The 22,350-nt window shown below is 71.7% G+C and carries 22 protein-coding genes and 1 tRNA gene; 14 read left to right on the plus strand and 9 right to left on the minus strand.

Annotated elements, in window-relative coordinates:
- The first annotated feature begins 2 nt into the window (after positions 1-2).
- The 5 genes from QE359_RS10515 (at position 3) to QE359_RS10535 (ending at position 4,918) form a co-directional block, all read left to right on the plus strand.
- Positions 3-1,127 (plus strand): prephenate dehydrogenase, encoded by a 1,125-nt coding sequence (locus tag QE359_RS10515; protein WP_309779097.1) that lies wholly within the window; start codon positions 3-5, stop codon positions 1,125-1,127.
- 167 nt (positions 1,128-1,294) lie between these two features.
- A complete protein-coding gene (cmk, locus tag QE359_RS10520; RefSeq protein WP_396127761.1) occupies positions 1,295-1,978 on the plus strand; it encodes a (d)CMP kinase in 684 nt (227 codons plus the stop codon).
- A 68-nt stretch (positions 1,979-2,046) separates the two neighbouring features.
- On the plus strand, positions 2,047-3,567 hold the full coding sequence (der, locus tag QE359_RS10525; RefSeq protein WP_071295441.1) for a ribosome biogenesis GTPase Der: 1,521 nt from the start codon (positions 2,047-2,049) through the stop codon (positions 3,565-3,567).
- A gap of 20 nt (positions 3,568-3,587) precedes the next feature.
- Positions 3,588-4,241 carry a hypothetical protein gene (locus QE359_RS10530; protein ID WP_309779099.1) on the plus strand — a complete coding sequence of 218 codons (654 nt, stop codon included), beginning with the start codon at positions 3,588-3,590 and terminating at the stop codon, positions 4,239-4,241.
- A gap of 137 nt (positions 4,242-4,378) precedes the next feature.
- Complete coding sequence (locus QE359_RS10535; protein ID WP_309779100.1) at positions 4,379-4,918, plus strand: hypothetical protein; 540 nt, start codon at positions 4,379-4,381, stop codon at positions 4,916-4,918.
- A gap of 166 nt (positions 4,919-5,084) precedes the next feature.
- Here the strand turns inward: QE359_RS10535 and QE359_RS10540 are convergent, their stop codons facing one another.
- Positions 5,085-5,966, minus strand: coding sequence for a helix-turn-helix domain-containing protein (locus QE359_RS10540; protein ID WP_309779101.1), 882 nt, complete (start codon positions 5,964-5,966; stop codon positions 5,085-5,087).
- Positions 5,967-6,068: 102 nt separating this feature from the next.
- On the opposite strand from QE359_RS10540, the gene QE359_RS10545 reads away from it, so the two are divergent.
- Together QE359_RS10545 and QE359_RS10550 are read left to right on the plus strand one after the other, a co-directional pair.
- Entirely contained in the window at positions 6,069-6,938 is an 870-nt protein-coding gene (locus QE359_RS10545) for an oxidoreductase (protein WP_309779102.1), read from the plus strand.
- Positions 6,939-7,050: 112 nt separating this feature from the next.
- Entirely contained in the window at positions 7,051-7,395 is a 345-nt protein-coding gene (locus QE359_RS10550; protein ID WP_309779103.1) for a hypothetical protein, read from the plus strand.
- 8 nt (positions 7,396-7,403) lie between these two features.
- Here QE359_RS10550 and QE359_RS10555 read toward each other — a convergent pair whose 3' ends face one another.
- Entirely contained in the window at positions 7,404-9,542 is a 2,139-nt protein-coding gene (locus QE359_RS10555) for a RecQ family ATP-dependent DNA helicase (RefSeq protein WP_309779104.1), read from the minus strand.
- Between the two features lie 62 nt (positions 9,543-9,604).
- Positions 9,605-11,131: a hypothetical protein gene (locus tag QE359_RS10560; protein ID WP_309779105.1), complete on the minus strand. Its 1,527-nt coding sequence runs from the start codon at positions 11,129-11,131 to the stop codon at positions 9,605-9,607.
- A gap of 188 nt (positions 11,132-11,319) precedes the next feature.
- Between QE359_RS10560 and QE359_RS10565 the strand changes: the two genes are divergently transcribed.
- Positions 11,320-11,393 (plus strand) — tRNA-Pro (locus tag QE359_RS10565).
- A gap of 97 nt (positions 11,394-11,490) precedes the next feature.
- On the opposite strand, the gene QE359_RS10570 is transcribed toward QE359_RS10565, so the two are convergent.
- The 6 genes from QE359_RS10570 to QE359_RS10595 form a co-directional block, all read right to left on the minus strand.
- Positions 11,491-12,279, minus strand: coding sequence for an SDR family oxidoreductase (locus tag QE359_RS10570; RefSeq protein WP_309779106.1), 789 nt, complete (start codon positions 12,277-12,279; stop codon positions 11,491-11,493).
- Positions 12,280-12,325: 46 nt separating this feature from the next.
- Positions 12,326-13,138: a sugar phosphate isomerase/epimerase family protein gene (locus QE359_RS10575; protein ID WP_309779107.1), complete on the minus strand. Its 813-nt coding sequence runs from the start codon at positions 13,136-13,138 to the stop codon at positions 12,326-12,328.
- A 51-nt stretch (positions 13,139-13,189) separates the two neighbouring features.
- Positions 13,190-14,611 carry an MFS transporter gene (locus QE359_RS10580; RefSeq protein ID WP_309779108.1) on the minus strand — a complete coding sequence of 474 codons (1,422 nt, stop codon included), beginning with the start codon at positions 14,609-14,611 and terminating at the stop codon, positions 13,190-13,192.
- A gap of 129 nt (positions 14,612-14,740) precedes the next feature.
- Positions 14,741-15,535: an IclR family transcriptional regulator gene (locus tag QE359_RS10585; RefSeq protein ID WP_309779109.1), complete on the minus strand. Its 795-nt coding sequence runs from the start codon at positions 15,533-15,535 to the stop codon at positions 14,741-14,743.
- 80 nt (positions 15,536-15,615) lie between these two features.
- Positions 15,616-16,203, minus strand: coding sequence for an AAA family ATPase (locus QE359_RS10590; RefSeq protein WP_309779110.1), 588 nt, complete (start codon positions 16,201-16,203; stop codon positions 15,616-15,618).
- Positions 16,200-16,847: a bifunctional 4-hydroxy-2-oxoglutarate aldolase/2-dehydro-3-deoxy-phosphogluconate aldolase gene (locus tag QE359_RS10595; protein WP_309779111.1), complete on the minus strand. Its 648-nt coding sequence runs from the start codon at positions 16,845-16,847 to the stop codon at positions 16,200-16,202. Before QE359_RS10595 ends, QE359_RS10590 begins: the two co-directional genes overlap by 4 nt.
- A 144-nt stretch (positions 16,848-16,991) precedes the next feature.
- Here QE359_RS10595 and QE359_RS10600 point away from each other — a divergent pair, with 144 nt between their 5' ends.
- Genes QE359_RS10600 through QE359_RS10625 form a run of 6 tightly spaced genes read left to right on the plus strand, consistent with a single transcriptional unit; the run spans position 16,992 to position 22,173 of the window.
- Positions 16,992-17,984, plus strand: a complete 993-nt coding sequence (locus tag QE359_RS10600; protein ID WP_309779112.1) for a Gfo/Idh/MocA family oxidoreductase — start codon at positions 16,992-16,994, stop codon at positions 17,982-17,984.
- Entirely contained in the window at positions 17,981-18,976 is a 996-nt protein-coding gene (locus tag QE359_RS10605) for a LacI family DNA-binding transcriptional regulator (RefSeq protein WP_309779113.1), read from the plus strand. Before QE359_RS10600 ends, QE359_RS10605 begins: the two co-directional genes overlap by 4 nt.
- Positions 18,973-19,530 (plus strand): VOC family protein, encoded by a 558-nt coding sequence (locus tag QE359_RS10610; protein ID WP_309779114.1) that lies wholly within the window; start codon positions 18,973-18,975, stop codon positions 19,528-19,530. The genes QE359_RS10605 and QE359_RS10610 overlap by 4 nt, the downstream gene beginning before the upstream one ends.
- Positions 19,527-20,447, plus strand: coding sequence for a sugar phosphate isomerase/epimerase (locus QE359_RS10615; protein WP_309779115.1), 921 nt, complete (start codon positions 19,527-19,529; stop codon positions 20,445-20,447). Before QE359_RS10610 ends, QE359_RS10615 begins: the two co-directional genes overlap by 4 nt.
- A complete protein-coding gene (locus QE359_RS10620; RefSeq protein ID WP_309779116.1) occupies positions 20,444-21,424 on the plus strand; it encodes a Gfo/Idh/MocA family oxidoreductase in 981 nt (326 codons plus the stop codon). The genes QE359_RS10615 and QE359_RS10620 overlap by 4 nt, the downstream gene beginning before the upstream one ends.
- The gene (locus QE359_RS10625; protein WP_309779117.1) at positions 21,400-22,173 is read left to right on the plus strand and encodes an SDR family oxidoreductase; all 774 of its coding nucleotides are present in this window, start codon (positions 21,400-21,402) and stop codon (positions 22,171-22,173) included. The genes QE359_RS10620 and QE359_RS10625 overlap by 25 nt, the downstream gene beginning before the upstream one ends.
- The last annotated feature ends 177 nt before the right edge of the window (positions 22,174-22,350 follow it).

Genomic DNA, 22,350 nt, shown 5'->3' on the forward strand with positions numbered 1-22,350 from the left:
GGGTGACCGACGCCACCACCCCGCTCGCCGAACCGGCCATCGACCGGCGGCTCCGCGGACCCGTACGGATCGTCGGCGCGGGTCTGCTCGGTGCGTCGATCGGCCTGGCGCTGCGCGAGAAGGGTGTCGAGGTCGTCCTCGACGACGTCTCGCCCGCAGCCCTGGCGCTCGCCGTCGACTACGGTGCCGGACGTCGACCGGATCCCGGTGACCGTCCGGAACTCGTCGTGGTGGCCGTCCCGCCGGACGTCGTCGCGACGGTGGTCGAGCGCGAGCTCGCGGCGTTCCCCGGTGCCGTCGTCACCGACGTGGCGAGCGTGAAGTCGGGGCCGCTCGCCTCGCTCCGGGCAGCCGGCGCCGACATCTCGCGCTACATCGGCTCGCACCCCATGGCGGGCCGCGAACGCAGCGGGCCGACCGCCGCGCGCGCCGACCTCTTCCTCGGGCAGCCGTGGGTGATCGCCGGGCACGACGACATCACGTACCAGCGTGCCGCCGTGGTCGAGGACCTGGCGCTCGACGTCGGCGCGACCGTGGTCCCGATGGAACCGGAGTCGCACGACCTCGCGGTGGCCTACGTCTCGCACGCGCCGCAGCTGGTGTCCACGTTGATGGCCTCGCGGCTGCGGGACGCCCCGGACGGCTCGCTCGGCCTCGCGGGCGGTGGCGTCCGCGACGTGACCCGCATCGCCGCGAGCGACCCGGGGTTGTGGGTGCAGATCATCGGTGCGAACGCGTCGCGCATCCGGCCGGTGCTCGCGGACCTCCGCGACGACCTCGACCGGGTGCTCGCCGCACTCGACGACCCGACCGCCCCCGGTTCGCCCCGCGCCCTCGCCGAGACCATCGCTGCGGGCAACCGCGGCGTCGAACGGCTGCCGGGCAAGCACGGCACCACGAAGCGCTTCGCCCAGGTGGTCGTCCTCGTCGACGACACCCCGGGCCAGATCGCTGCCCTCCTCACGTTCATCGGGGAGATCGGCATCAACCTCGAGGACATGCGCCTCGAGCACTCACCGGGCGCGCAGATCGGCATCGTCGAGGTGTCGGTCGTGCCCGAGCAGGAACAGCGACTCGTCGACGAACTCGAGGGTCGCGGATGGAGGATCGCAGCAGCATGGGCCTGAACAACGATGACTCCGGCGTGACCGGTGGACCGGACGGACCCGACACGGGGCTGCCCACGCCCGGCGACCAGCCCGGCCCGATCGGCGGTGCCGGCGGTGCGGGTGGCGGTCTCGACGGGCAGGGTGGCGGCGAGCCCGGTTCGACGCGCGACCCCCTGCCGGCCGGACTGCCGGACGGCGCCTTCGTCGCGAAGTTCGTGATCGCGGTCGACGGTCCCGCGGGCAGCGGCAAGTCGAGCGTGTCCCGTGCCGCGGCGCGCGTGCTCGGCTTCGGCTACCAGGACACCGGTGCTGCCTACCGTGCGCTCGCCTGGCACGCACTGCAGCAGCAGGTCGACCTCGACGACGCCGCCGCGGTCCTGGCGAGCTGGGACACCTTCGACTACGAGATCGGCACCGACCCGGACGCCTACTTCGTCCAGGTGAACGGCACCGACGTCACCGACGCCATCCGCACGCCCGAGGTCACCGCCGCGGTCGCCCACATCGCGAAGCTGCCCGAGGTCCGCCAGCGGCTCGTGCAGCTCTTCCGGAACGTGATGCGCAAGGCCGAGGGCCGGGGCATCATCACCGAGGGGCGTGACATCACCACGGTCGTCGCGCCCGACGCCGAAGTCCGGATCCTCCTCACGGCCGCCGAGTCCGTTAGAATGGCTCGGCGCTCGGCTGAGGTCACCACCCAGTCGGCCGCCGAGACCTCCGCCGCACTCGCTCGTCGCGACGCGGCGGACGCGAAGGTCGTCGACTTCATGAACGCCGCCGACGGCGTCACGACGCTCGACTCCACCGACCTCGACTTCGACCAGACCGTGCAAGCGGTCGTCGACTTGGCCCGCGCGACCGGGCACTGACCACCAGGGCCACGCGCGGCCACGCACTGACAACACGCGGCCGAAGGGTCGCCGGCAAGGACACCCACATGGCGCAGCTGGACAACCCAGAACACGACGACTTCCCCGAGTACGACGACGCCCTCGGCGAGCGGATCGCCGGGCTCGACGAAGCCGAGGCCGAGCAGCGGGCGAACGCACTCCGCGCCGGGCTCGAGGACTACGAGCTCGACGAAGAGGACGTCGCCCTGCTCGAAGCCGGGCAGCTCGGCGAGGACGGCATCACGTACCTGCCGGCCTACCCGGTGCTCGCGATCGTCGGGCGACCGAACGTCGGCAAGTCGCAGCTGGTGAACCGCATCCTCGGTCGCCGCGAAGCCGTCGTGCAGGACACCCCCGGTGTCACGCGTGACCGCGTCGCCTACAAGGCGGAGTGGAACGACAAGCGCTTCACCCTCGTCGACACCGGCGGGTGGGAGCCTGACGCCAAGGGCATCAACGCCTCCGTCGCCGCCCAGGCCGAGGTCGCGATCGACCTCGCCGACGCGGTGCTCTTCGTCGTGGACGTCACGGTCGGCATCACCGCCACCGACGAGCACGTCGTGAAGATGCTCCGCGGCACCGACCGTCCGGTCATCGTCGTCGCGAACAAGTCGGACGACGACCGGCGCGACCTCGACGCCTACGAGCTCTGGAACCTCGGTCTGGGGCAGCCGTACCCGGTGTCGGCGCTGCACGGCCGTGGCGTCGCCGATCTCCTCGACCTCATCATCAAGACGCTCCCCGACACCTCGGCCGTCGCCAAGCAGGAGGTCGGCGGACCCCGTCGCGTCGCGATCCTCGGCCGTCCGAACGTCGGCAAGAGCTCGCTCCTGAACAAGGCCGCCGGTGAAGAGCGCGTCGTCGTCAACGAGCTGTCGGGGACGACCCGCGACCCGGTGGACGAGCAGATCGAGCTCGGCGGCCGTGTCTGGCGCTTCGTCGACACCGCCGGCATCCGCAAGCGCGTGCACCTGCAGCAGGGGGCCGACTTCTACGCCTCGCTCCGCACGACCGCGGCGCTCGAGAAGGCCGAGGTCGCCGTGGTCGTCCTCGACGTCACCGAGCCGATCTCCGTGCAGGACCTCCGCATCATCGACCTCGTCCTCGAGTCCGGTCGTGCGCTGGTGCTGGCCTACAACAAGTGGGACCTGCTCGACGACGACCGCCGTCGCTACCTCGAGCGCGAGATCGAGCAGGACCTCGCGCACGTGGCGTGGGCGCCGCGCGTGAACATCTCCGCACGCACCGGTCGGCACCTCGAGAAGCTCGTACCCGCACTCGAGACCGCCCTCGACTCGTGGGACACCCGCATCCCGACGGGCAAGGTCAACGCCTTCATCGCCGAGCTCGTGCAGGAGCACCCGCACCCGGTCCGCGGTGGCAAGCAGCCGCGCATCCTGTTCGGGACCCAGGCGTCGAGCCAGCCGCCGACGTTCGTGCTGTTCACGACGGGCTTCCTCGACCCGCAGTACCGACGCTTCATCACGCGTCGACTGCGCGAGGTCTGGGGCTTCTCGGGTACGCCGATCAACGTCAACATGCGGGTGCGCGAGCGCCGCAAGCGCTGAGGTCGACCAGGAGATCCGACATGACGAGGGCGAGTCGACGATGGCTGTTCGCAGCGGTCGCTCTGCTCGCCCTCGTCGCGGTCCTGGTCGCCTGGCGCGCCATCCAGACCGAGCGTGGCCTCGACGCTGCGGAGCCGGTCGCGACGACGACTCCGCTCGCCGAACAGGGTCTGCAGGGCGGCACGCTCGTGTCCCCGTCGAACACGCTCGGCGCCCCGGTCCCCGAGCCCGCCACGGATGATCATGCCGACGGATCGCCCATCGACGCGTGGTGGCGGCGCGTCCCGCCGGTGGCCGGCGACCTCGTCCCGATCGCTCCGATCGACGGGATCGCCTCGGGACACGACCGGTCCGCCTCGGGACACGTCCGGATCGCGCGCGCCGGGGAGCACCTGCTCGTCAGGATCACGGACCTCCGGGTGGCGTCCTCGGACACGGAGCTGCCAGGGGTCCGGGTGGTGCTCTCCGAGGGCACGGTCGTCGGCGCGCGGCCCGGGCTCTGGACGGGGCACGAGGACGACGACAACCTCGGCACGATCCCGTCCGACGTGGGGACGATCACCTTCGACCTCGAGGCACCCCGCGGCATCCCGGACCCGGTCCGCTCGCTCGTCCTGCTGGACCCCGACTCCGGTGCGGTCCTGGGGGGAGCTGCGCTCCTGCCGACCGACTGAGGCGTCGCCGGTCTGGAGGCGCGGTGCCGGTTCGCGCCGCGGGACACGGCAGGGTGGCGCGGTGCCGGTTCGTGCCGCGGGACACGGCAGGGTGGTGCGGTGCCGGATCGCGCCGCCGGATACGGCACCATGGGAGGGTGACGCAGCAGAACGCCGGGCTCGGTGCCCTCGCCGACCGCCTGTGGTGCCGTCTGCACCTCGATCGACTGGCCGGCGGCCGCCAGGCGGACTACGTCATCCGCGAGGACATGCTCGACCACCCCGAGACCGTCCGCTCCTTCCGGTGGATCCGGTGGCTGCTCGTCGCCGAGACCGTCGTCGGCCTGACGGCGATCGTCGTGGCGATCCTCCTGACGAACGCCGGGCAGACGGTCCCCTGGGCGGTGTGGTTCCGTGCGACCGTCGTCTTGCTCATCACGCTGACGCTCTACGTGTTCGCGTGGCGGGCGCAGCTCGGGTACTACTGGGCGTACCAGCGGCTGCGGTTGTTCAGCCGGATCTTCCCGGTCGTGACGCTCGTGATCGCGGCGATCCCGGGGCTCTACCCGTTCTGGATGGTGATCGAGCAGATCGTGTTCTCGCTGCTGATGATCGGCATCGGGGACGTGCTGACGACCGACCACATGCGGGCCGCGTTCCCGAAGCCGGCGCGGCGCTCGGGGCCTGCGGCGGGCTGAGGGGGCGGTGGCGGCGCGCGGTATTGGCGCTGGGTGGTGCCGAGCCGATGCGACATCGTCGACGTCGTTCGACACCGGTGATGTCGCTCGTTGCGGACGCGCACCGTTGCACGCGCGGGGGAACGACTCAGTCGAGGTCGTACGACGTCGACGATGTCGTTCCGAGTCAGCCCGCCGCCCCGCCCGCGCCGCCCGCCGCTCCGCCCGCAGCCCCCGCGGCCAGGCTCCCGAGCAGCGCCAACGCCCCCGCCGAGGGCGACCCCGGTTCGGCGTGGTGCAGCACGAGCAGCTGCCCGTCCGTCCCGCCGATGCCGAGCTTCTCCCGCCGGAGCTCGAGCTCGCCCACCTCCGGGTGCCACATCCGCACGGTGCCCCCGGCGAGCGGCCGGACGTCGTGTCGCGCCCACAGCCGACGGAAGTCCTCGCTGCCGAGCGACAGCTCGCCGACGAGCGAGGTGATCGCCGGATCGTCCACACGGGTCCCGATGGAGGACCGGAACGCTGCCACCATGCCGCCCATCTGCTGCTCCCAGTCCGGGTAGCGCCCCTGCTCGGTGTGGCCGAGGAACATCGTGCGCAGTCGGTTCTCGCCGGCACGCATCCCCGGCGCCAATGCGGACGCGAGCCGGTTGGCGGCGAGCACGTCGAACGCACGGTTCTCGACGAAGGCGGGCAACCCGACGACATCGAGCAACTGCAGCGTCCCGGTCGGGACCCGGTCACTCCGGCCTCCCCGGGATCCCCTGGCCCGGTCGGGCGCAGCGGCACCCGATCCGGACGCGCTGGCCAGACCCCGCAGGTACGCGGTCGCCGTGGCGTCGAGGCCGAACACCCGTGCGATCGCGTCGAGCACCTGCCCCGACGGGTTCCGGTCACGCCCCTGTTCGAGACGGAGGTAGTAGTCCGCGCTGATCCCGGCGAGCGTCGCCACCTCCTCGCGGCGCAGCCCCGGCGTGCGTCGGACACCGGTGACGCGCAGCCCGGCGTCCTCCGGGCGCACGAGCGCACGCCTCGCCCGGAGGTACTCTCCGAGGGTGTTGTCGCTCACACCTCGATGCTACGGACCCGGCGCGGTCCGATCCTGGTCCCCGTGGTCCCAGGGTCGACGGGGACCTGTCCGTCCCGGCGGACCGGGAGCATCGTGGTGGACATGACCGACACCACACTCCCCGGCGGTTCCTTCCGCCTCGCCGACGACCTCGACCTCACCCGCGTCGGGTACGGCGCTATGCAGCTCGCGGGCCCCGGCGTCTTCGGGCCGCCCACCGACCGCGACGAGGCGATCCGCGTCCTCCGCACCGTCGTCGAGCTCGGGATCACCCACATCGACACAGCTGACTTCTACGGCCCGCACGTCACGAACGAGGTCATCCGTGAGGCCCTCCACCCGTACGCCGACGGCCTGCACATCGTGACGAAGGTCGGCGCCCGGCGCGATGCGGACGGCGGATGGCCGCACGCCCGCGAGCCGCACGAGCTCGTCGAGCAGGTGCACGACAACCTGCGCAACCTCGGACTCGAGCAGCTCGACGTGGTGAACCTCCGCGTCGGCGGGTTCGACGCCCCTGAGCCGGGCAGTCTCGCGCCGCAGTTCGAAGCGCTCGCCGAACTCCGGCAGCAGGGCCTCATCAAGCACCTCGGGCTGTCGACCGTGAACGCCGAGCAGCTCGCCGAGGCGCAGTCGATCGCCCCCGTCGTCTGCGTGCAGAACTTCTACAACGTCGCCCGCCGCGAGGACGACGCGATGGTCGACAGCACGGCCGCGCAGGGCATCGCCTACGTGCCGTACTTCCCGCTCGGCGGCTTCTCGCCGCTGCAGTCCGGTGCGCTCGACGCCGTCGCGGAGCGGCTCGGAGTGTCGCGGCTGACCGTGGCGCTGTCGTGGCTGCTCCAGCGCTCGCCGAACATGCTCCTCATCCCCGGGACCTCGTCCGTCGCGCACCTGCGCGACAACGTCGCCTCGGCAGGCTTCGCCCTGCCGTCCGACGCGCTCGCCGAGCTGGACGCGATCGGCGCCTGAGCCGCGGGCCGGGGCGGACTGGAGGCGCGGTGCGGGTCCGCACCGCGCCTCCGGTGTGCGACGATGACCGCCGGGGCGGCGCCCGACGCGGCGTCCGGGGGGGGAGTCCGACATGTCCGCACGGTCGTCCGGTGACCGCACCACCGTCGGCGCGAGCAGCTGGTGGCTCGCCGCGCCCGGGGCCGCCGCACTGATCGCCGGCGTCGCACACGCGGTCGGCCTGGCGCGCGTGTTCACCGAGGGGTTCCCACCGTGGTGGGTGGTGACGGGGATCGTCTCGCTCGCCGCGCTCCTCGCCACGGTGGTGGCCCTGTTCCGGGTGCCCGGGCCGCGTCCGGCGGCGGTCGTCGTCGCAGCGGCCGGGTTGTTCGTGGCCGGCGGGACGCTCCTGGTCGACGCGGCCGTCGTCGTCTTCCTGCAGTGGGTTGCCGACGGCCTGAGCAACCCGAGCGGCTGACGCCGGGGTCAGGCGACCGTGGCCAACGCGAACGGGAGCACGGCCGACGCCCCCGCCCGCCGCAGTTCGCGCCCCGCCACGGTCATCGTCCACCGACTGTCGACGAGGTCGTCCACGAGCAGCACCGGCCCCTCGTGCGACTGCAGCGCGGCCCCGAGCGCCGGATCGACCACGAACGTGTCCCACACCCCCGACAACCGGTAAGCGCTGTTCGTCGCACCGTCGCCGCGCGGCGTCCCACCGTTCCGACCGAGGGTGCCCAGGAACTGCAACCGCCCGATCGAGGACAGTGCCTGCGCGAGCGACCCGACGAGTTCGGGCCGGGACCGCGACGACATCGCGACGACCCCGGTCGGACGGGTCTCCCACGGCCAGTCCTTGAGCGCACGGACGCACCCGTCGACGAGCTCCCGCGAGATCGGGGCGTCGGGGACCCCCGGTGCGAAGAGGGCACGGAGCGGCCCACCCCACCCGAGGTCGGTGAGCCGGGCGACGGCGCGTCCGGGCTGGACGAGCTCGTCGGCGCTGATCTTGCCGCGCACGGGGACGCCGAGCGACGACATGCCCGACGGCCACTGGGCGCGCGGGGCGATCTCGACCCCGACCTTGTCGAGCGCCGCGGCGGCACCCGAGGCGTCCGACGACGACACCGACGTCGGGTACCAAGCGTCGGTGCAGTTGTCGCAGCGACCGCACGGTTCGGCGGACGGGTCGTCGAGGTCCTGCTGCAGGAGCTGCATGCGGCACTGCGACGTGGACTCGTAGTCGAGCATCGAGGCGGCCTCGGCAGCGCGGGCTGCGGCGACCCGCTCGTAGCGGGGCGCGTCGTACTCCCACGGCTGCCCGGTGGCGACCCACCCGCCGGCGACGCGCTGGACGGCGCCGTCGACGTCGAGCACCTTGAGCAGGAGTTCGAGGGTGGAGCGCTTGATGTCGACCAGTCCCTCGAGGGCGACGGTCGACATCGCGGAGTCACGGGACAGCGCGTGCAGCACCGCGGACGCCCGGGACTCGGTCGGCATCGAGGCGCTCGCGAAGTACTGCCAGATCTCTTGGTCTTCGCGCCCGGGCAGCAGGAGCACGTCGGCGTTGTCGGTGGCGCGACCGGCGCGACCGATCTGCTGGTAGTACGCCACGGGGGAGGACGGCGCCCCGACGTGGACGACGAAGCCCAGGTCCGGCTTGTCGAACCCCATCCCGAGCGCACTCGTCGCGACGAGGGCCTTCAGCTCGTTGCCCTTGAGCTGCTGCTCGAGCTGCTCGCGCTCGTCGGTGTCGGTGCGCCCGGTGTAGGCGCGGACCGCGTACCCGTTGTCGCGCAGGAGCCGGGCGATGTCCTCGGCCGCCGAGACGGTGAGCGTGTAGATGATGCCGCTGCCCGGCAGGTCGCCGAGGTGCGCGAGCAACCAGCCGAGCCGCTGTCGGGCGTCGGGGAGCGACAGCACGCCGAGCCGCAGCGAGGCCCGCGCGAGGGACCCGCGGATGGTGAACACGGGGTCGTCGGGGCCGGCGGTCAGCTGCTCGGCGACGTCCTCGACCACGCGCTCGTTCGCCGTCGCGGTGGTGGCGAGCACGGGCACGCCGTGGGGGAGCGACCGGATGAGCTCGGCCAGCCGGCGGTAGTCCGGCCGGAAGTCGTGCCCCCAGTCGGAGATGCAGTGCGCCTCGTCGACGACGAGCATGCCCATGCGGGCGATGAGCGTCGGCAGCTGTTCGTCGCGGAACCTCGGGTTGTTGAGCCGCTCGGGGGAGACGAGCAGGACGTCCACCTCGTCGCGTGCGAGCGCCGCCTGCGTCTCACCCCACTCGTGCGCGTTCGCCGAGTTGATCGACACCGCACGCACCCCGGCCCGGGCAGCCGCGGCGACCTGGTCGCGCATGAGTGCGAGCAGCGGCGACACGAGCACGGTCGGGCCGCCCCCGCGTCGCCGGAGCAGCAGGGTCGCGAGGAAGTACACGGCGGACTTCCCCCACCCGGTGCGCTGCACCACGAGGGCGCGCTGCCGGTGCTCGACCAGCGCCGAGATCGCCTCGAGCTGCCCGGGGTGGAACACCGCGTCGGGCCGCCCGGTCAGGGCGTGCAGCGCCTCCTGCGCCTCCGCAGCGATCGCGGGGGACGGCGGAGCAGGTGGTGGGGCAACAGACATGACCCCATGCTGTCAGCACCGACCGACGAAACCCGACCCGCGCCTCCAGTCTGTGGAAAACGCTACTGGTACGTAATCAGCGACGGTGTCGGCGCCACGTCCGCCATGGTCTGCTGCGGCGTCAGCATCGGCTGGTCCTCGTCGTAGAAGTTCTTCCATCCCCAGTGGATGCCCTCGGGCGCCCCGACGTGCAGCGCCTTCCACGTCGCCTGCTTGTCCGGCTGCGACCCCTGCCCGTCGACGTGCACGAGCATGTCAAGCTCGGGGTGCTGCTCGAGCGACGCGCGGTCCTGGATCATCGACAGCCGGAACTGGTGGAGCACGAACGCCTTCGGGGGGAGCCCCTTCGAGCGGACCAGGTCCGCGAGCCACGAGGACACCTCGTTCACCTCGGAGGCCTTCACACTCCCGATCTGCTCGAGCGGGACCTGGTCGTGCCCGAGCCGCCACTCGGGGTCGAGCGCCAGCCACACGCCCGGCTTCGACAGCAGCGACTCGTACCGCTTCGCCTGCGACAGGAAGTCCGCGCGCCCCGGCTGGAGGTCGAGGATCACGGGCATCCCGGCGTCGTGCGCGGCATTGACGTAGGGCTCGAGCGTCGACACGGGCAGCTCGGTCGAGTAGTCCCCGTCCGCGCCGGCGTCCCCGGCGGCGACGGTCGCGATGACCTCCATCGCGGGTGTGATCGGCACGTCGCCGAGCCCCTTGTACGACGCCGCGACGGACTTCGCGCGCTGTACCGTCGCCGTCGGGTCCTGCTCGCCGAGGACGCCGAGCGCGGGCGCCCCCGGCGCACCGTAGAGCGCCACGTAGCGGTGGCCGTCGAACGGCCGCTGCCCGCCGTCCGGCAGCTGCCACCCGTTCTCGGCGGCACGGACGGTCCACTTCGGGTCCGGCAGATCGGCGAACGCCGCCCCCACCAGCACCGTCGGGTGGTCGCTCCGCTCGTGCAGGGCGGTCACGACGTCCGGCGCGGCCGCGGGGTCCGTCACGCCGTCCGGCATCGTCACGACGCGGGCACCCGCGGCTTTCGCGGTCGCCACGGCTGCGGCGTCGGCGGTCGCGTCCGCCACGACGACGGTGGCCTGCCTGGAGGCGCGGCTCGGCTCCGGCGCGTCCCCGCCGTCCGGCGCGTCCTGCTCGGGGACGTCGGTGTCGATCGCGACGTCACCCTCGGCCTGGTACCACCGGGCGCCGAGGCGCTCGAGTTCGTGCGCCGCCGGTGACCCGTCCTTCGCCGTCGACTCGTTCTTGCCCGGCGCCTCGTCCTGTGCCATCGACTCGTCCTTCCCGGTGAGGAGGACCGGGACGTGGGCCGCCTCGGCGGCGCTCGCCGCGGACCGCACGGCGTCGGCGTCGTCGGCGGGCGCGACGACGGCTCCGGGAGCGGACGCGAACAGCGCGCGGCTCGTGCGGACGGACCGCTCGACGGCGTCGGACTGGGCCGCGACCGACACGGACCCCGCCGTCGCCTTCGCGAGGGTCGGCCGGGGTGTCTCGGTCTGTGACCCGGTGCACCCGGCGGCTCCGAGCAGCAGGCCGGCTGCTGCGAGTGCGAGGAGGACACGGGAGGTGGGACCGGAACGCATCGGGCCACCCTACGAGCCGGGCGGCGGGGACCCTGGGAATCCGACGGGTGTCGTGTGGAGCCGCGACGCGCTGGACGACTCGCGCGGGACGACACCGCGTGGCGCGGGAGGGGTCCGGCGTCCGCTATGCTGGTCGGGTTGCTCCGCGCTCCGGTCGGACGCGGGCGACGTGGGTCCCTCGGGGCTCGCGGGCTGTGGCGCAGCTTGGTAGCGCACTTGACTGGGGGTCAAGGGGTCGCAGGTTCAAATCCTGTCAGCCCGACCGGGAAGCCCCGACGGAACGCTGGTTCCGTCGGGGCTTCAGTCGTACAGGGGCGCGCTCGGCGGCGCGGGTGGACGCGCCGCCGAGCGGTGACGCGTCACTTCGAGCTGGGTCGGCCGGGAATGTGGCTGAGGATCGACTTCGAGAACCCGCCGTCGACGCAGATGTCCTGGCCCGTGACGTAGCCGGCGAGCGGCGACACGAGGAACTCGATGACGTTGGCGATGTCGAGGGGATCACCGATCCGGTGCAGCGGGATGATCGCTTCGCGCGCGGCCTTCACGTCGGGGTCCAGGTACATCTTCTCGGTCATCGCGGTCCGGGTCATGCCCGGGGACACCACGTTCACGCGGACGCCGTCGGGCGCCCACTCGAGGGCGAACGTCTGCGCCATCAGGGTCAATGCTGCCTTCGTCGGGCTGTACGGTCCGGAGCCGGCGTGGGGGAGCTGTCCGGACATCGACGAGGTGAAGCACGCGGAGCCACCGCTGGCCTGCAGGTGCGCGAAGCTCGCCTTCGCCAGGAGCCACGCGCCGCGGAGGTTGACCGCGAACATCTCGTCCCAGTCCTCGAGGCTGACGTCGTTCAGGGGTGCGGGGTTCGCGACGCCTGCGTTCGCGACGAGGGCGTCCAGGCCACCGAACGCATCCACGGTGTCGCCGACGAGCCGGCTCGGGACCGCAGGGTCGCCGAGGTTCCCGGTCAGGGCGATGGCGGTGCCGCCCATGCCGCGGATGGTCCCGACGACCTCCTGCTGACGATCGTTGGCCTCGTGCCCGGCGACGGCGATCATCGCCTGCTCGCCCCGGGCCAACGCAGCCTCTGCGAGTCGCACGCTCGCCGCTGCGCCGATGCCGCTGCTTCCGCCGGTGACCAGTGCTCTCATTGCCGTTCTCCTTAGTGGTGTGTGTGTCGGGGACCGTGGGCGGCGTTCAGGCCGCGACGTCCCAGCCGGTGGTGCGCAGTTCGGTCATCGCCTTGTCGAACTCCAGCACGGGGTTCTCCTCGCGGATGACCTCGAGCACGACGTTCTCAGTACCGATCGTCGAGTCGACCGCGGCGCCGAGCGCTCGCCAGTCGATGACCCCGGTGCCGATGGGGTCGTGCCCCCAGGTCTCCAGGCCGGTGTCCGAGACGTGCATCAGCGCGATGGAGTCGGCGTGCGCGAGGAGACCGGCGACCGGGTCCTCCTCGATGAACGCGGCGTTCGCGGCGTCGTACACGATGCGGAGCGCATCGTCGTCGACGGTGCTCACGATCCGGGCGAGGTCGCCGATCGTCGGGGCGAAGCAGTACGGCGTGTTCTCGAAGAGGAGCCGCTGTCCGCTCCGGCGAGCGATCGGGAGGAGTTCGTCGAGACTCTCGTACATCCAGCCGTGGACCTGGTCGACCGTCGGCGAGATCATGGGCCGCCGTGTGCCCGGGGAGATGACGACGTCCCGGGCACCCCACTCCGCGGCCAGATCGATCACGGAGGTGATGTGCTCGATGCTCTTGCGCCGCATGCTCGCTGCGGGGCTCGCGAGGTTCAGGTCGTACCCGCCGGCGTTGAGCGACCGGATGGACGCCCCCGCCTGGTCGAGACGAGCGCGCGTCGACGTCCGTTCGGCGGCGTCGATCTCCTCCGGCCAGCAGTGCGGAGAGCTGATCGGGATCTCGAACGTCGTGTAGCCGTGGTCGATCAGTTCGGAGATCGCATCGGTGGCCGTCGCAGACCAGAGGTAGGAGAAGGTGTTGATGATCATGTGGGACTTCCGTTCGGTTCTGTGCCGCTGTCGTTCCGGGTCCTCGTCGGGCTAGACCTGCGAGGACTCGTTCTGCACGTCCGTCGTGTCGGCGGTCGTCTTCGCGGACTTGTCCTCGACGACGGCGATGCTGTCCGTCACGGAGACGGTTGCCTGTGGGTTCCGGCTGCCGGTCTCGGGGAGGGTGAAGTACACGACGAGGCAGATCGCGACGATGACGATCATGTAGACGGCGACGAGCATCGGGTGACCGGAGCCGACGAACGCAGCCGCGATGAGCGGTGCGGTGCCGCCGAAGACCGCGATGACGATCTGGTGCGCGAACCCGATGCCGGAGACGCGGACGGCCGCCGGGAAGAGCTCGGCCTGGATGGTGGGGTAGACGGCCTGCCAGATGCCGAGGACCACCCATCCGGAGGCGGCCACCAGGATGTAGACGCCGAAGCCGGGCTGGTTCAGGAGCAGCAGGAGCGGGTAGAAGAGGACGACCATGCCGATCGCGCCGATGATGGGGAAGATCTTCCGGCGGCCGAGACGGTCCGACAGGTAGCCGGTGAGCGGGACGGTGATCACGAGCAGGACCAGGCCGATGACGCTGCCGGCGAGGGTCTGCGACAGGTCCCGACCGGAGGTCAGGTTGGCGTAGGTCGGCAGGAACGTCGCCCACGTGTAGTAGGCGACAGCGGGGGCGGACAGCGCGGCCGTCTGGATGATCGCCTTGGGGTGGTTGCGCAGCAGCTCGAGCAGCTTCTTCGGTGCGGACTTCTGGTCGACCGCGGCACTGGCCTCGAACTCCGGGGATTCGTCGGACCGGGCTCGCATGATGAGACCGATGACGCCGATGAGCCCGCCGAAGACGAACGGAATCCGCCATCCGTACGACGCGAGCGCGTCGGGGGCGAACGCCGAGGTGACGATCGCAGCGGCGCCGGTCGCAGCGAGGGTGGCGAGACCGCTGGCGAGGTTCGTGAGGGACCCGAAGAGGCCGCGTCGCTTCGCCGGCGCGTGCTCGACGAGGTACGCGATGGCGCTCTGCCCCTCGCTGCCCGCGGAGATGCCCTGGAGGATCCTGGCGACGACGAACATGATCGGGGCGAGGACGCCCACGGTCGCGTACGGCGGCGTCAGCCCGATGATCAGGGCGCCGAGTGCCATCCCCGAGATGCCGAGCGCCATGATGCGTCGTCGTCCGTACCGGTCGGCGATCGGCGAGATGATGATGCCGCTGAGCGGGCGGACGACGAAGCCGATCGCGTAGGTCAGGAACGCGGCGATGAGCGACGCGAAGGCGGAGTGCGACGGGAAGATCTGCGCGGAGAAGATCGCGGCGAGCAGGCCGTAGACGTACCAGTCGTACCACTCGACGAAGTGGCCGACGGTGCCGGCGACGAGGTTCTTCGTGCGGCCCTTGTGCGCGAGGGGATCGGTGCTGTCCGGAGCGGACGGGTCCGGCGTGGAGTGCGAGGTCGTCATTGAACTCTCCTGTTCGAGTGGTCGTCGTGCGTTCGGGGCACGCCGAGGTTCGACGCGAGGGCGCGCCGGAGAAGGGGACCTCCACGGGCGGGAGGACGCGGGGGTCGGGAGGTGCGGTGCGGGTTCGGTCTACGCGCTGACGGATTCCGAGGTGAGGTACGCGTAGGACGGCCAGGTGGCGGCGATCTCGTCGGCCGCCGCGATGACGGCCGGTGCGAGGTCGGCCAGACGGGCCCTGGTCATGCGCACGGACGGGCCGGCGATGCTGATCGTGCCCGTGGCGGGACGGTCACGCCCGGCGCCGAAGATGGGGGCGGCCACGGCACTGATGCCCGGGTCCATCTCCTCGTAGGTGGTGGCGTACCCGCGGTGTCGCACCGACGCGAGCTCCTCGGCGAGTGCCTCGGGGTCGACGACGGTCCGCGGGGTCTGCGGGGTGAGGTGGTGCTGGTCGATGACGCGCTGCACCTCGTCCGGGGTGAGCGTGGCGAGCCAGGCCTTGCCGGAAGCGGTCGCGTGCGGCACGGCGTCCCGGCCCATGACCGGGTCGAGCCGGAGCGAGGAGTTCGACCCCTGCGCCTTCGCGATCCACTGCAGCGAGTCGGAGGACGCGACCGCGAGACGGACGAGCTCCTCGCTGGTGGTGGCGAGCGCGTCGAGTTCGCGCTGTGCCCACGTGTCGATGCCGGACGCCGAGAGTTGCAGGAGTCCGAGGGCACCGAGGCGGTGTGTCGCCGAGTAGGCCGAGGTCTTCGGGTTCTGGGCGACGTAGCCGGCCGCGACGAGGGCGGCGAGCAGACGGTGCGCGATCGCCTTGTTGAGACCGAGGCTGGTCGCGACCTGGCTGACGCCGAGGCCGTCGGCTTCGGGTGCGAGCAGGTGCAGCACCTTCATGCCGTTGGTGACATCGTCCTGGAGCGCCATTGCTTCTCCTCGTCATCGGGGTCTGTAACAGCGTTACTCGGTAACGCTGTTACAGACCATCGCACGGCCCCCGGGGCCTGTCAAGCGCTCGTCTGGATCACGAAGCGCTCGAGGTCGGCGGCGGCCTGCTCCGCGTCGACGTTGCGGATCGTGGCGTGGTGCGCCCCGTCCCAGGTGCAGGCGCGTTCACCGAACCGCGCCCAGTACGCGTCCCAGTCCGCGAGCTTCGCGCGGTCCCGATCGAGCCCCCGCTCCTGGAGCCGGGCCCGGACGATCTCGGCCGAGGCGCGGACGTGGACGACGTGGACGTTCGTGGCGGGCCAGCCGGCAGCGACCGTCGACCGTGACAGGAACGCCGGATCGTCGAGGTAGGCGACGAACGGCGCGTCGAGCACCACCGAGTGGCCGAGCGCCAGGTTGTCCGCGGCCACGGCGAACAGCGTCCGGTACTCGAGCGGCATGATCCGCTCGACGTAGGTCGGGTTCGACTCGCGATCCGTGGGGTCGTGTCCGAGTGCCTCGAGGGCCGCCTGGACCAGGGCGCCGGACATCGTGTCCTTGTCGAGGTACACGGCTCCGGTCATCCGGCTGAGCTGTTTCGACACGGTGCTCTTGCCGGACCCAGCGCCTCCGAGCGTGATGAACGCGCTGGGCAGCGCCCCCGTCACCTCCGTGCCCGCTCGATCGCCTCGACGAACTCCGCAGCGGCCGCGGTGATCTTCGTGGTGTCGCCTTCGGGGCCGCCGGCCTTCGTGATCGCACTGCCGACGCCGACGGCAGTGACCCCGGCGGCGAACCACTCGCCGACGTTCGCGGTCGTCACGCCGCCGGCCGGCACCATCGGGATCTGCGCGAGCGGGGCGAGCATGGCCTTGACGTACGGGATCCCCCCGGCCTCGGTCGGGAAGATCTTCACCATGTCCGAACCGGCTTCGGCCGTGTCGAGCACCTCGGTGGGCGTGTAGGCGCCGCTGATCGTCGCGACCTGGTAGCGGTTCGCGACCCGGATCATGGCCGGGTTGAGGTTCGGGCTGACGAGGAACCGTGCGCCGGCCTGGATACTCGCCCACGCCGCGTGCTCGTCCAGGACGGTGCCGGCGCCGAACACGACGTCGCGATCGGCGAAGCGTTCGGAGAGCCGTTCGATGACCCGCAGTGCTCCGGGGATCGAGAGCGTGATCTCGAGGGCGCGGATGCCGCCCTCGACCGCGGCCGAAGCGGCGTCGAAGGCCTTGTCGGCGGTGTCGAGGCGGACGATGAGCACGTTGCCGGAGTCGCGGATGGTGTTGAGGACGTCGAGTTTCTGAGGCATGGGTCAAGTGGATACACCACTTTTCGGACGCCGTCGACTCAGCGGACTCCCAGCCTTGACACGGTTTCGACCCGCGTGGCACCATCACTGCAATCGATCTCAGCAATCGATCTCAGAAATGCTCCGCAACGACGAGGAAGTCACGTGACCAGCGAACCCGCATCCAGCGAACCCGGCCGCACCCGTGTCGTCGTCCTGGGCGCTTCGCACTGGCACACGCCGCTGTACCGCGACGCCGTGCTGCGTCGGCACGACGTGCTCGCCGTCCAGGACGCCCAGCCCGCCGCCGTCGCCGACGGTGCCGCCTGGGACGCCCCGATCGTCGCCTCGGTCGACGAGGCGCTCGCGTTCCCGGACATCGATCTGGCCTACGTCCTCAGCCCGCACGACGAGGTCGCGGCCGTCTGCCGGACGCTCGTCGACGGCGGGATCCCGTTCGCCGTGGAGAAGCCGCTCGGCGTGGACCTGGCGGAACTCCGCTCCGTCGTCGCCGCCGCACACGCCGCCGACGTCCCGGCCACGGTCGCGCTGGTGCAGCGCGGCGGGCCGGTCGATGCCTGGCTCCGCAAAGCGGGTCGGATCAGCTATGAGCGCGCGTCGTTCATCGCCGGTCCGCCGAGCCGGTACCGCCACGGCGGGAGCCCCTGGATGCTCGACCCGGCGCGCGCCGGCGGCGGAGCGCTCGTCAACCTCGGGCCGCACTTCGTCGACCTCGCGCTCCAGCACCTCGGTCCGGCGGCGGTCAGCCTCCGATCGCGCAGTCACGCGCTGCACGGCGAGACCGTCGAGGACCACGCCACACTGGTGCTCACGACCGACGCCGGCGCCGAGGCCGTCATCGAGGTCGGCTACGCCTTCCCGGACGCGCCAGCCAAGCGCTACTGCAGTTTCACCGCCGCCGGCACGGACGGGTTCGTCTCGATCGACACGGACGGGACGGCGCGGTTCACCGGGACCGACGGTGTCACCGAGCAGACCGTGATCGACGTCGACAGCGACCCGCTCTACACGCGGTTCGTCGACGCGGTCGCCGATGCGCTCGCCGACGGGTTCCGTGGCATGCCCACGCTCGACGACCTGGAGGACACGATGGCCCGCATCTGGCACGGCGGCGGATCCGAGGGGGTGCAGCGATGACCGACGCGAGCATCGACGACGTCGCGGCGGCGGCGGGTGTGCACCGTTCGACCGTCTCCCGCGCGTTCTCGAACCCGACCGCCGTCCGGGCGCAGACCCGCGAACACGTGCTCCGGGTCGCTGCAGAGCTCGGGTACTCCACGAACCCGCTCGCCCAAGCGCTCCGCCGCCGGTCCAGCACACTCGTGCCGCTGGTCATCCCGGACATCACCAACCCCTTCTTCGCCGAGCTCGCGCGGGCGACGGCCGCGGCGGCGGAACAGCGCGGCTACCAGCTCGTCCTCTGCGTCACCGAGAACGACGGCAGCTCCACGGCCGGGTACGTCACCGCGATGCAGGCGATGTACTCACCGTTCGGCATCGTCGCTCCGTCCACCCGCGTCGACCTCGAGGCGTTGCGGACCTACGGTTCGGGGAACCGCGTCGTCGTGCTCGACCGGGTGGAGGACGACCCGACGGTGCCGACCGTGACGGTGGACAGCCGCCGGGGTGTCGAGCTCGCGTTCGAGCACCTCGCGCTGCTCGGGCACCGTGCCATCGCGTACGCCCCGGGCATCGTCGGCACCTACACGGCGCAGGACCGTCACGAGGCGTACGAGGAGATCGCGGCAGGACACGGCGTCGCGCCGCTCGTGCTCGGTGCACCGGACGGCGTCGAACTCGGCCGCGGCATCGTCGATCACTGGCTCGCCGAGCCGGTCCGCGCCACCGCGATCATCGCGTCGAACGACGTCATCGCGTTCGCCGTGATCGCCGAGCTCGAAGCGCGCGGTCACCGCGTGCCGGACGAGGTGTCCGTCGTCGGGTTCGACGGGCTCGACCTCGGCGCGCACGTGGCGCCCCGGCTCACCAGTGTCCGACAGCCCATCGCGGACCTCGGGCGCATCGCGGTCGATCTCGGCGAGAGCCTCCTCGACGGCGGTCCCGTCCGACACGAGGTGCTCCCACCGTCCCTGCTCATCCGATCCTCGACCTCAGGACCCCGATCATGACCGACTCCCGGACGCTGCCGGGCCTGCGCTGGGTGGACCACACCGCGTTCACCGTCCCCGACCTCGAGGCAGCGATCGCCTTCTTCACCGGCGTGCTCGGCGCCGAGGAGCTCTACCGTTCCACCCGGGGACCGGACGCGTCGTTCATGCCGCTGCACTTCGGTGTGCCCGCGGACGCGCGTCTCGAGCTGGCCATGCTGCGTCTGCCGCCGAACCTCAACATCGAGTTGTTCCAGTGGTGGAGCGACGACCGGTCCGCGGTGTTCCCCCGTGCGAGCGACGCCGGCGGTCACCACCTCTGCTTCGTGGTCGAGGACGTCGACGCCGTCGTCGAGGCCATCGCGGAGCACCCGAGCGTCGAGGTGCTCGGGCACCGCAAGGAGGTCGGGGGTGACAGCCCCGCGGTCGCCGGGAACCGCTGGGTGTACGCGCGGACCGACTGGGGACTCATCCTCGAGTTCGTCGACCGCTCACGGGTGCAGGACCCTCCACGCCTGGTCGGACCCGCCGACTGGACGACGCCGACCACCACGACCACGAAGGACCTCCCATGAAGATCGCCGGCCACACGCTCGGCACGCCCGACCAGACCGTTCCCGAAGCACTCCGACTGTTCCGCCGCGCCGGCCTGGACGCCGCCGAGGTCATCTACCAGGACGACTACCGGAGCGGCCTGCCGGTCCGTGACGCGGCTGCCGCGGCCGAGGCGGCCCGGGTCGCGGACGGGGAGGGGATCCCGATCGTCGGGCTCACCCCGTACACGACCGCGATCAACGCCACCGACGAGCGCGTCCGCAGCGACGCGGTGGACGAACTGCGATCGGCGATCGACACCGCGCAGGCGATCGGTGCGAACCGTGTGCGCGTGTACTCCGGAGCGTGGCAGCCGGACCAGCAGGACCACGCGGCGCACTGGTCGCAGCTCGTCCGCTCCTTCGAGGACCTCGCCGGCCCGGCGGCCGATGCCGGTGTCGTGCTCTGCGCCGAGAACCACTTCGGCACGATGACCCAGACCGCCCGGGACACGGCCGCCCTCGTCCGCGCGGTCGGCTCGCCCGCCGTCCGGGTCCTCTACGACCAGGCGAACCTCACCTTCACCCACGACGAGGACGTCGACGCGGCGTTCGCCGTGCAGGGGGACCTCATCGGCCACGTGCACGTCAAGGACCTCGTCTTCAAGGACCCGGACGCTCCGTTCGTCGCCTCGGAGACGGCCCGGGTGCACGCCGAGGAGCGCGCCGTCACGTCGCGCGTCGTCGGCGACGGTTCGCTCGCCTGGTCGCGGATCCTCCGACGCCTGCTCGAGGTCGGCTACGACGACGTGCTCTCCCTCGAGTACGAGTACCGGTGGCACCCGCAGGACCTCGACGACCCGGAGACCGGGTTCCGGCGTGGCGCCGACCACCTGCGGAACCTCCTGCTCCAGCTCGAGCTGCACGGGGCCGACCACGGCGCCGGGGTCCGCTCGTGAGCGCGCTCCGCATCGGCGTGGTCGGTGCCGGCAACATCGCCAGCATCGCGCAGCTGCCGACCCTCGTGCAGCGTGGCGACGTCGAGCTGCGCGCGCTGGTGTCGCGGCGCGACGACCCGAGCGCCCTGCAGCGGCGGTGGGGGTTCGGCGCGGTGTACCGCAGTGTCGACGAGATGCTCGCGGCCGAGACGCTCGACGCGGTCTTCGTCCTCACCCCGCGCTCCGAGCACGTCGCCGCGGTCGAGAGCGCGCTCCGTGCCGGTGTCGACGTGTTCTGCGAGAAGCCCCTCGCCACCTCCGCCGCCGACTCGGTCCGCCTCGCCGAACTCGCCGACGAGCACGGTCGGGTCCTCATGGTCGGGCTCAACCGACGCTTCGCCCCGGTCTACGTCGCCGCGCGCGAGGCGTTCGGGGAGTCGGGCGCGTCGTTCTGCGTCGCGCAGAAGAACCGCGCCGGCTCGGAGTACCGGGCGACCTTCGAGAACGCCATCCACATGGTGGACCTGCTCCGGTGGTTCTGCGGCGGGGACGTCGTCGACGTGACGGCGGCGGCCGCCGGGACGGACCAGTGGGAGGAGGACGGCACCGCGGCACTCGTCCGGTTCTCGACCGGGAACACCGGCGTCCTCGTGGCGGCTCGTGCCGCCGGCGCCTGGGGCGAGAAGCTCGACGCGTACGGACAGATGCGCTCCGCCGAGGTCATCGCGCCGGACTCCGTCGCGGTGACCGTCGACGGCGTCCGCACGGTGCGTTCGATGAGTCCCGAGGCGTTCGGCTGGGCGACGGCGACCGAGAGCTTCGGCTTCGCCGACGCCGTCCGCCACTTCCTCGACCGCGTCCGCGACCGGCAGCAACCCCTCACCTCCGGGTGGGAAGCAGTGAAGACCCAACAACTCCTCGATCGGATCCTCGCCGCGGCAGGGCTGCCGACCGAGGAACAGGAAGGACGCACATGGTCCAGCAGAGCGAAGCAGTAGCAGCGACGGCGGATCGCCAGATCGCGCTCGTCACCGGCTCGAGCGGCGGGATCGGCGCCGCCGTGGTCACCGCACTCCGTGCTCGCGGCGACCTCGTCGTCGGAGCAGACCGCGCCCCGCTCGACGGCCAGCCGATCGACGGGTTCCTCGAGCTCGATGTCACCGACGAGCAGCGCACCGCGGACGTCGTCCGACAGGTCGTCGCCGAGCACGGACGCATCGACGTCCTCGTGCACGCCGCGGGCGTGCTCGGCGGGACCCCGGACCCACTCGTGACGACGACCGAGGAGTTCGAGCGCATCATGCGCATCAACGCCACCGGGACGTTCACCATCACGCGCGAAGTCGCGAACACGATGCGCGACGCCGGGACCGCCGGCACCATCCTGCTGCTGTCGTCGGTGGCCGCGAAGGAAGCGCGGGTGGACTACCTGCCCTACAACGCCAGCAAGATCGCGGTGCTCCACATCATGTGGTCGATGGCGAAGATCCTCGGCCCGGCGGGCATCTCGGTCAACGCCGTCAACCCCGGACCGGTGAACACCCCGCTCTGGTCGCAGCTCGCCGACCAGTCGGGGTCCGCGCAGGCCGCTCGCGACGCCCGCGCCGCCCAGCTGCCGATGCGGCGGTTCGCCGAGCCCGACGAGGTCGCGAGCGCCATCACCTTCCTCACCGACCGGGCGAACCGGTACGTCACGGGGGTCTCCCTGGACGTCGCCGGTGGTGCGCACCTCGGCATCGGGTCCTAGGAGCGCGACCCCGGTGGGGGCCCGCTGGGTGTGGGACCTCCACCGTCGGGCCGACGCCCCCGCGTCGGCCGTGCCGCCGTCGAACGCGCGCACACCGAGGACGGGAGGCGCGGTGCGGGCCCGCACCGCGCCTCCCGTCCGTCAACGGCATCGGTCGAACCGCGCACCGATGCGGAT

The organism is Curtobacterium sp. SORGH_AS_0776 (genome assembly GCF_031453355.1).
Lineage (GTDB): Bacteria > Actinomycetota > Actinomycetes > Actinomycetales > Microbacteriaceae > Curtobacterium.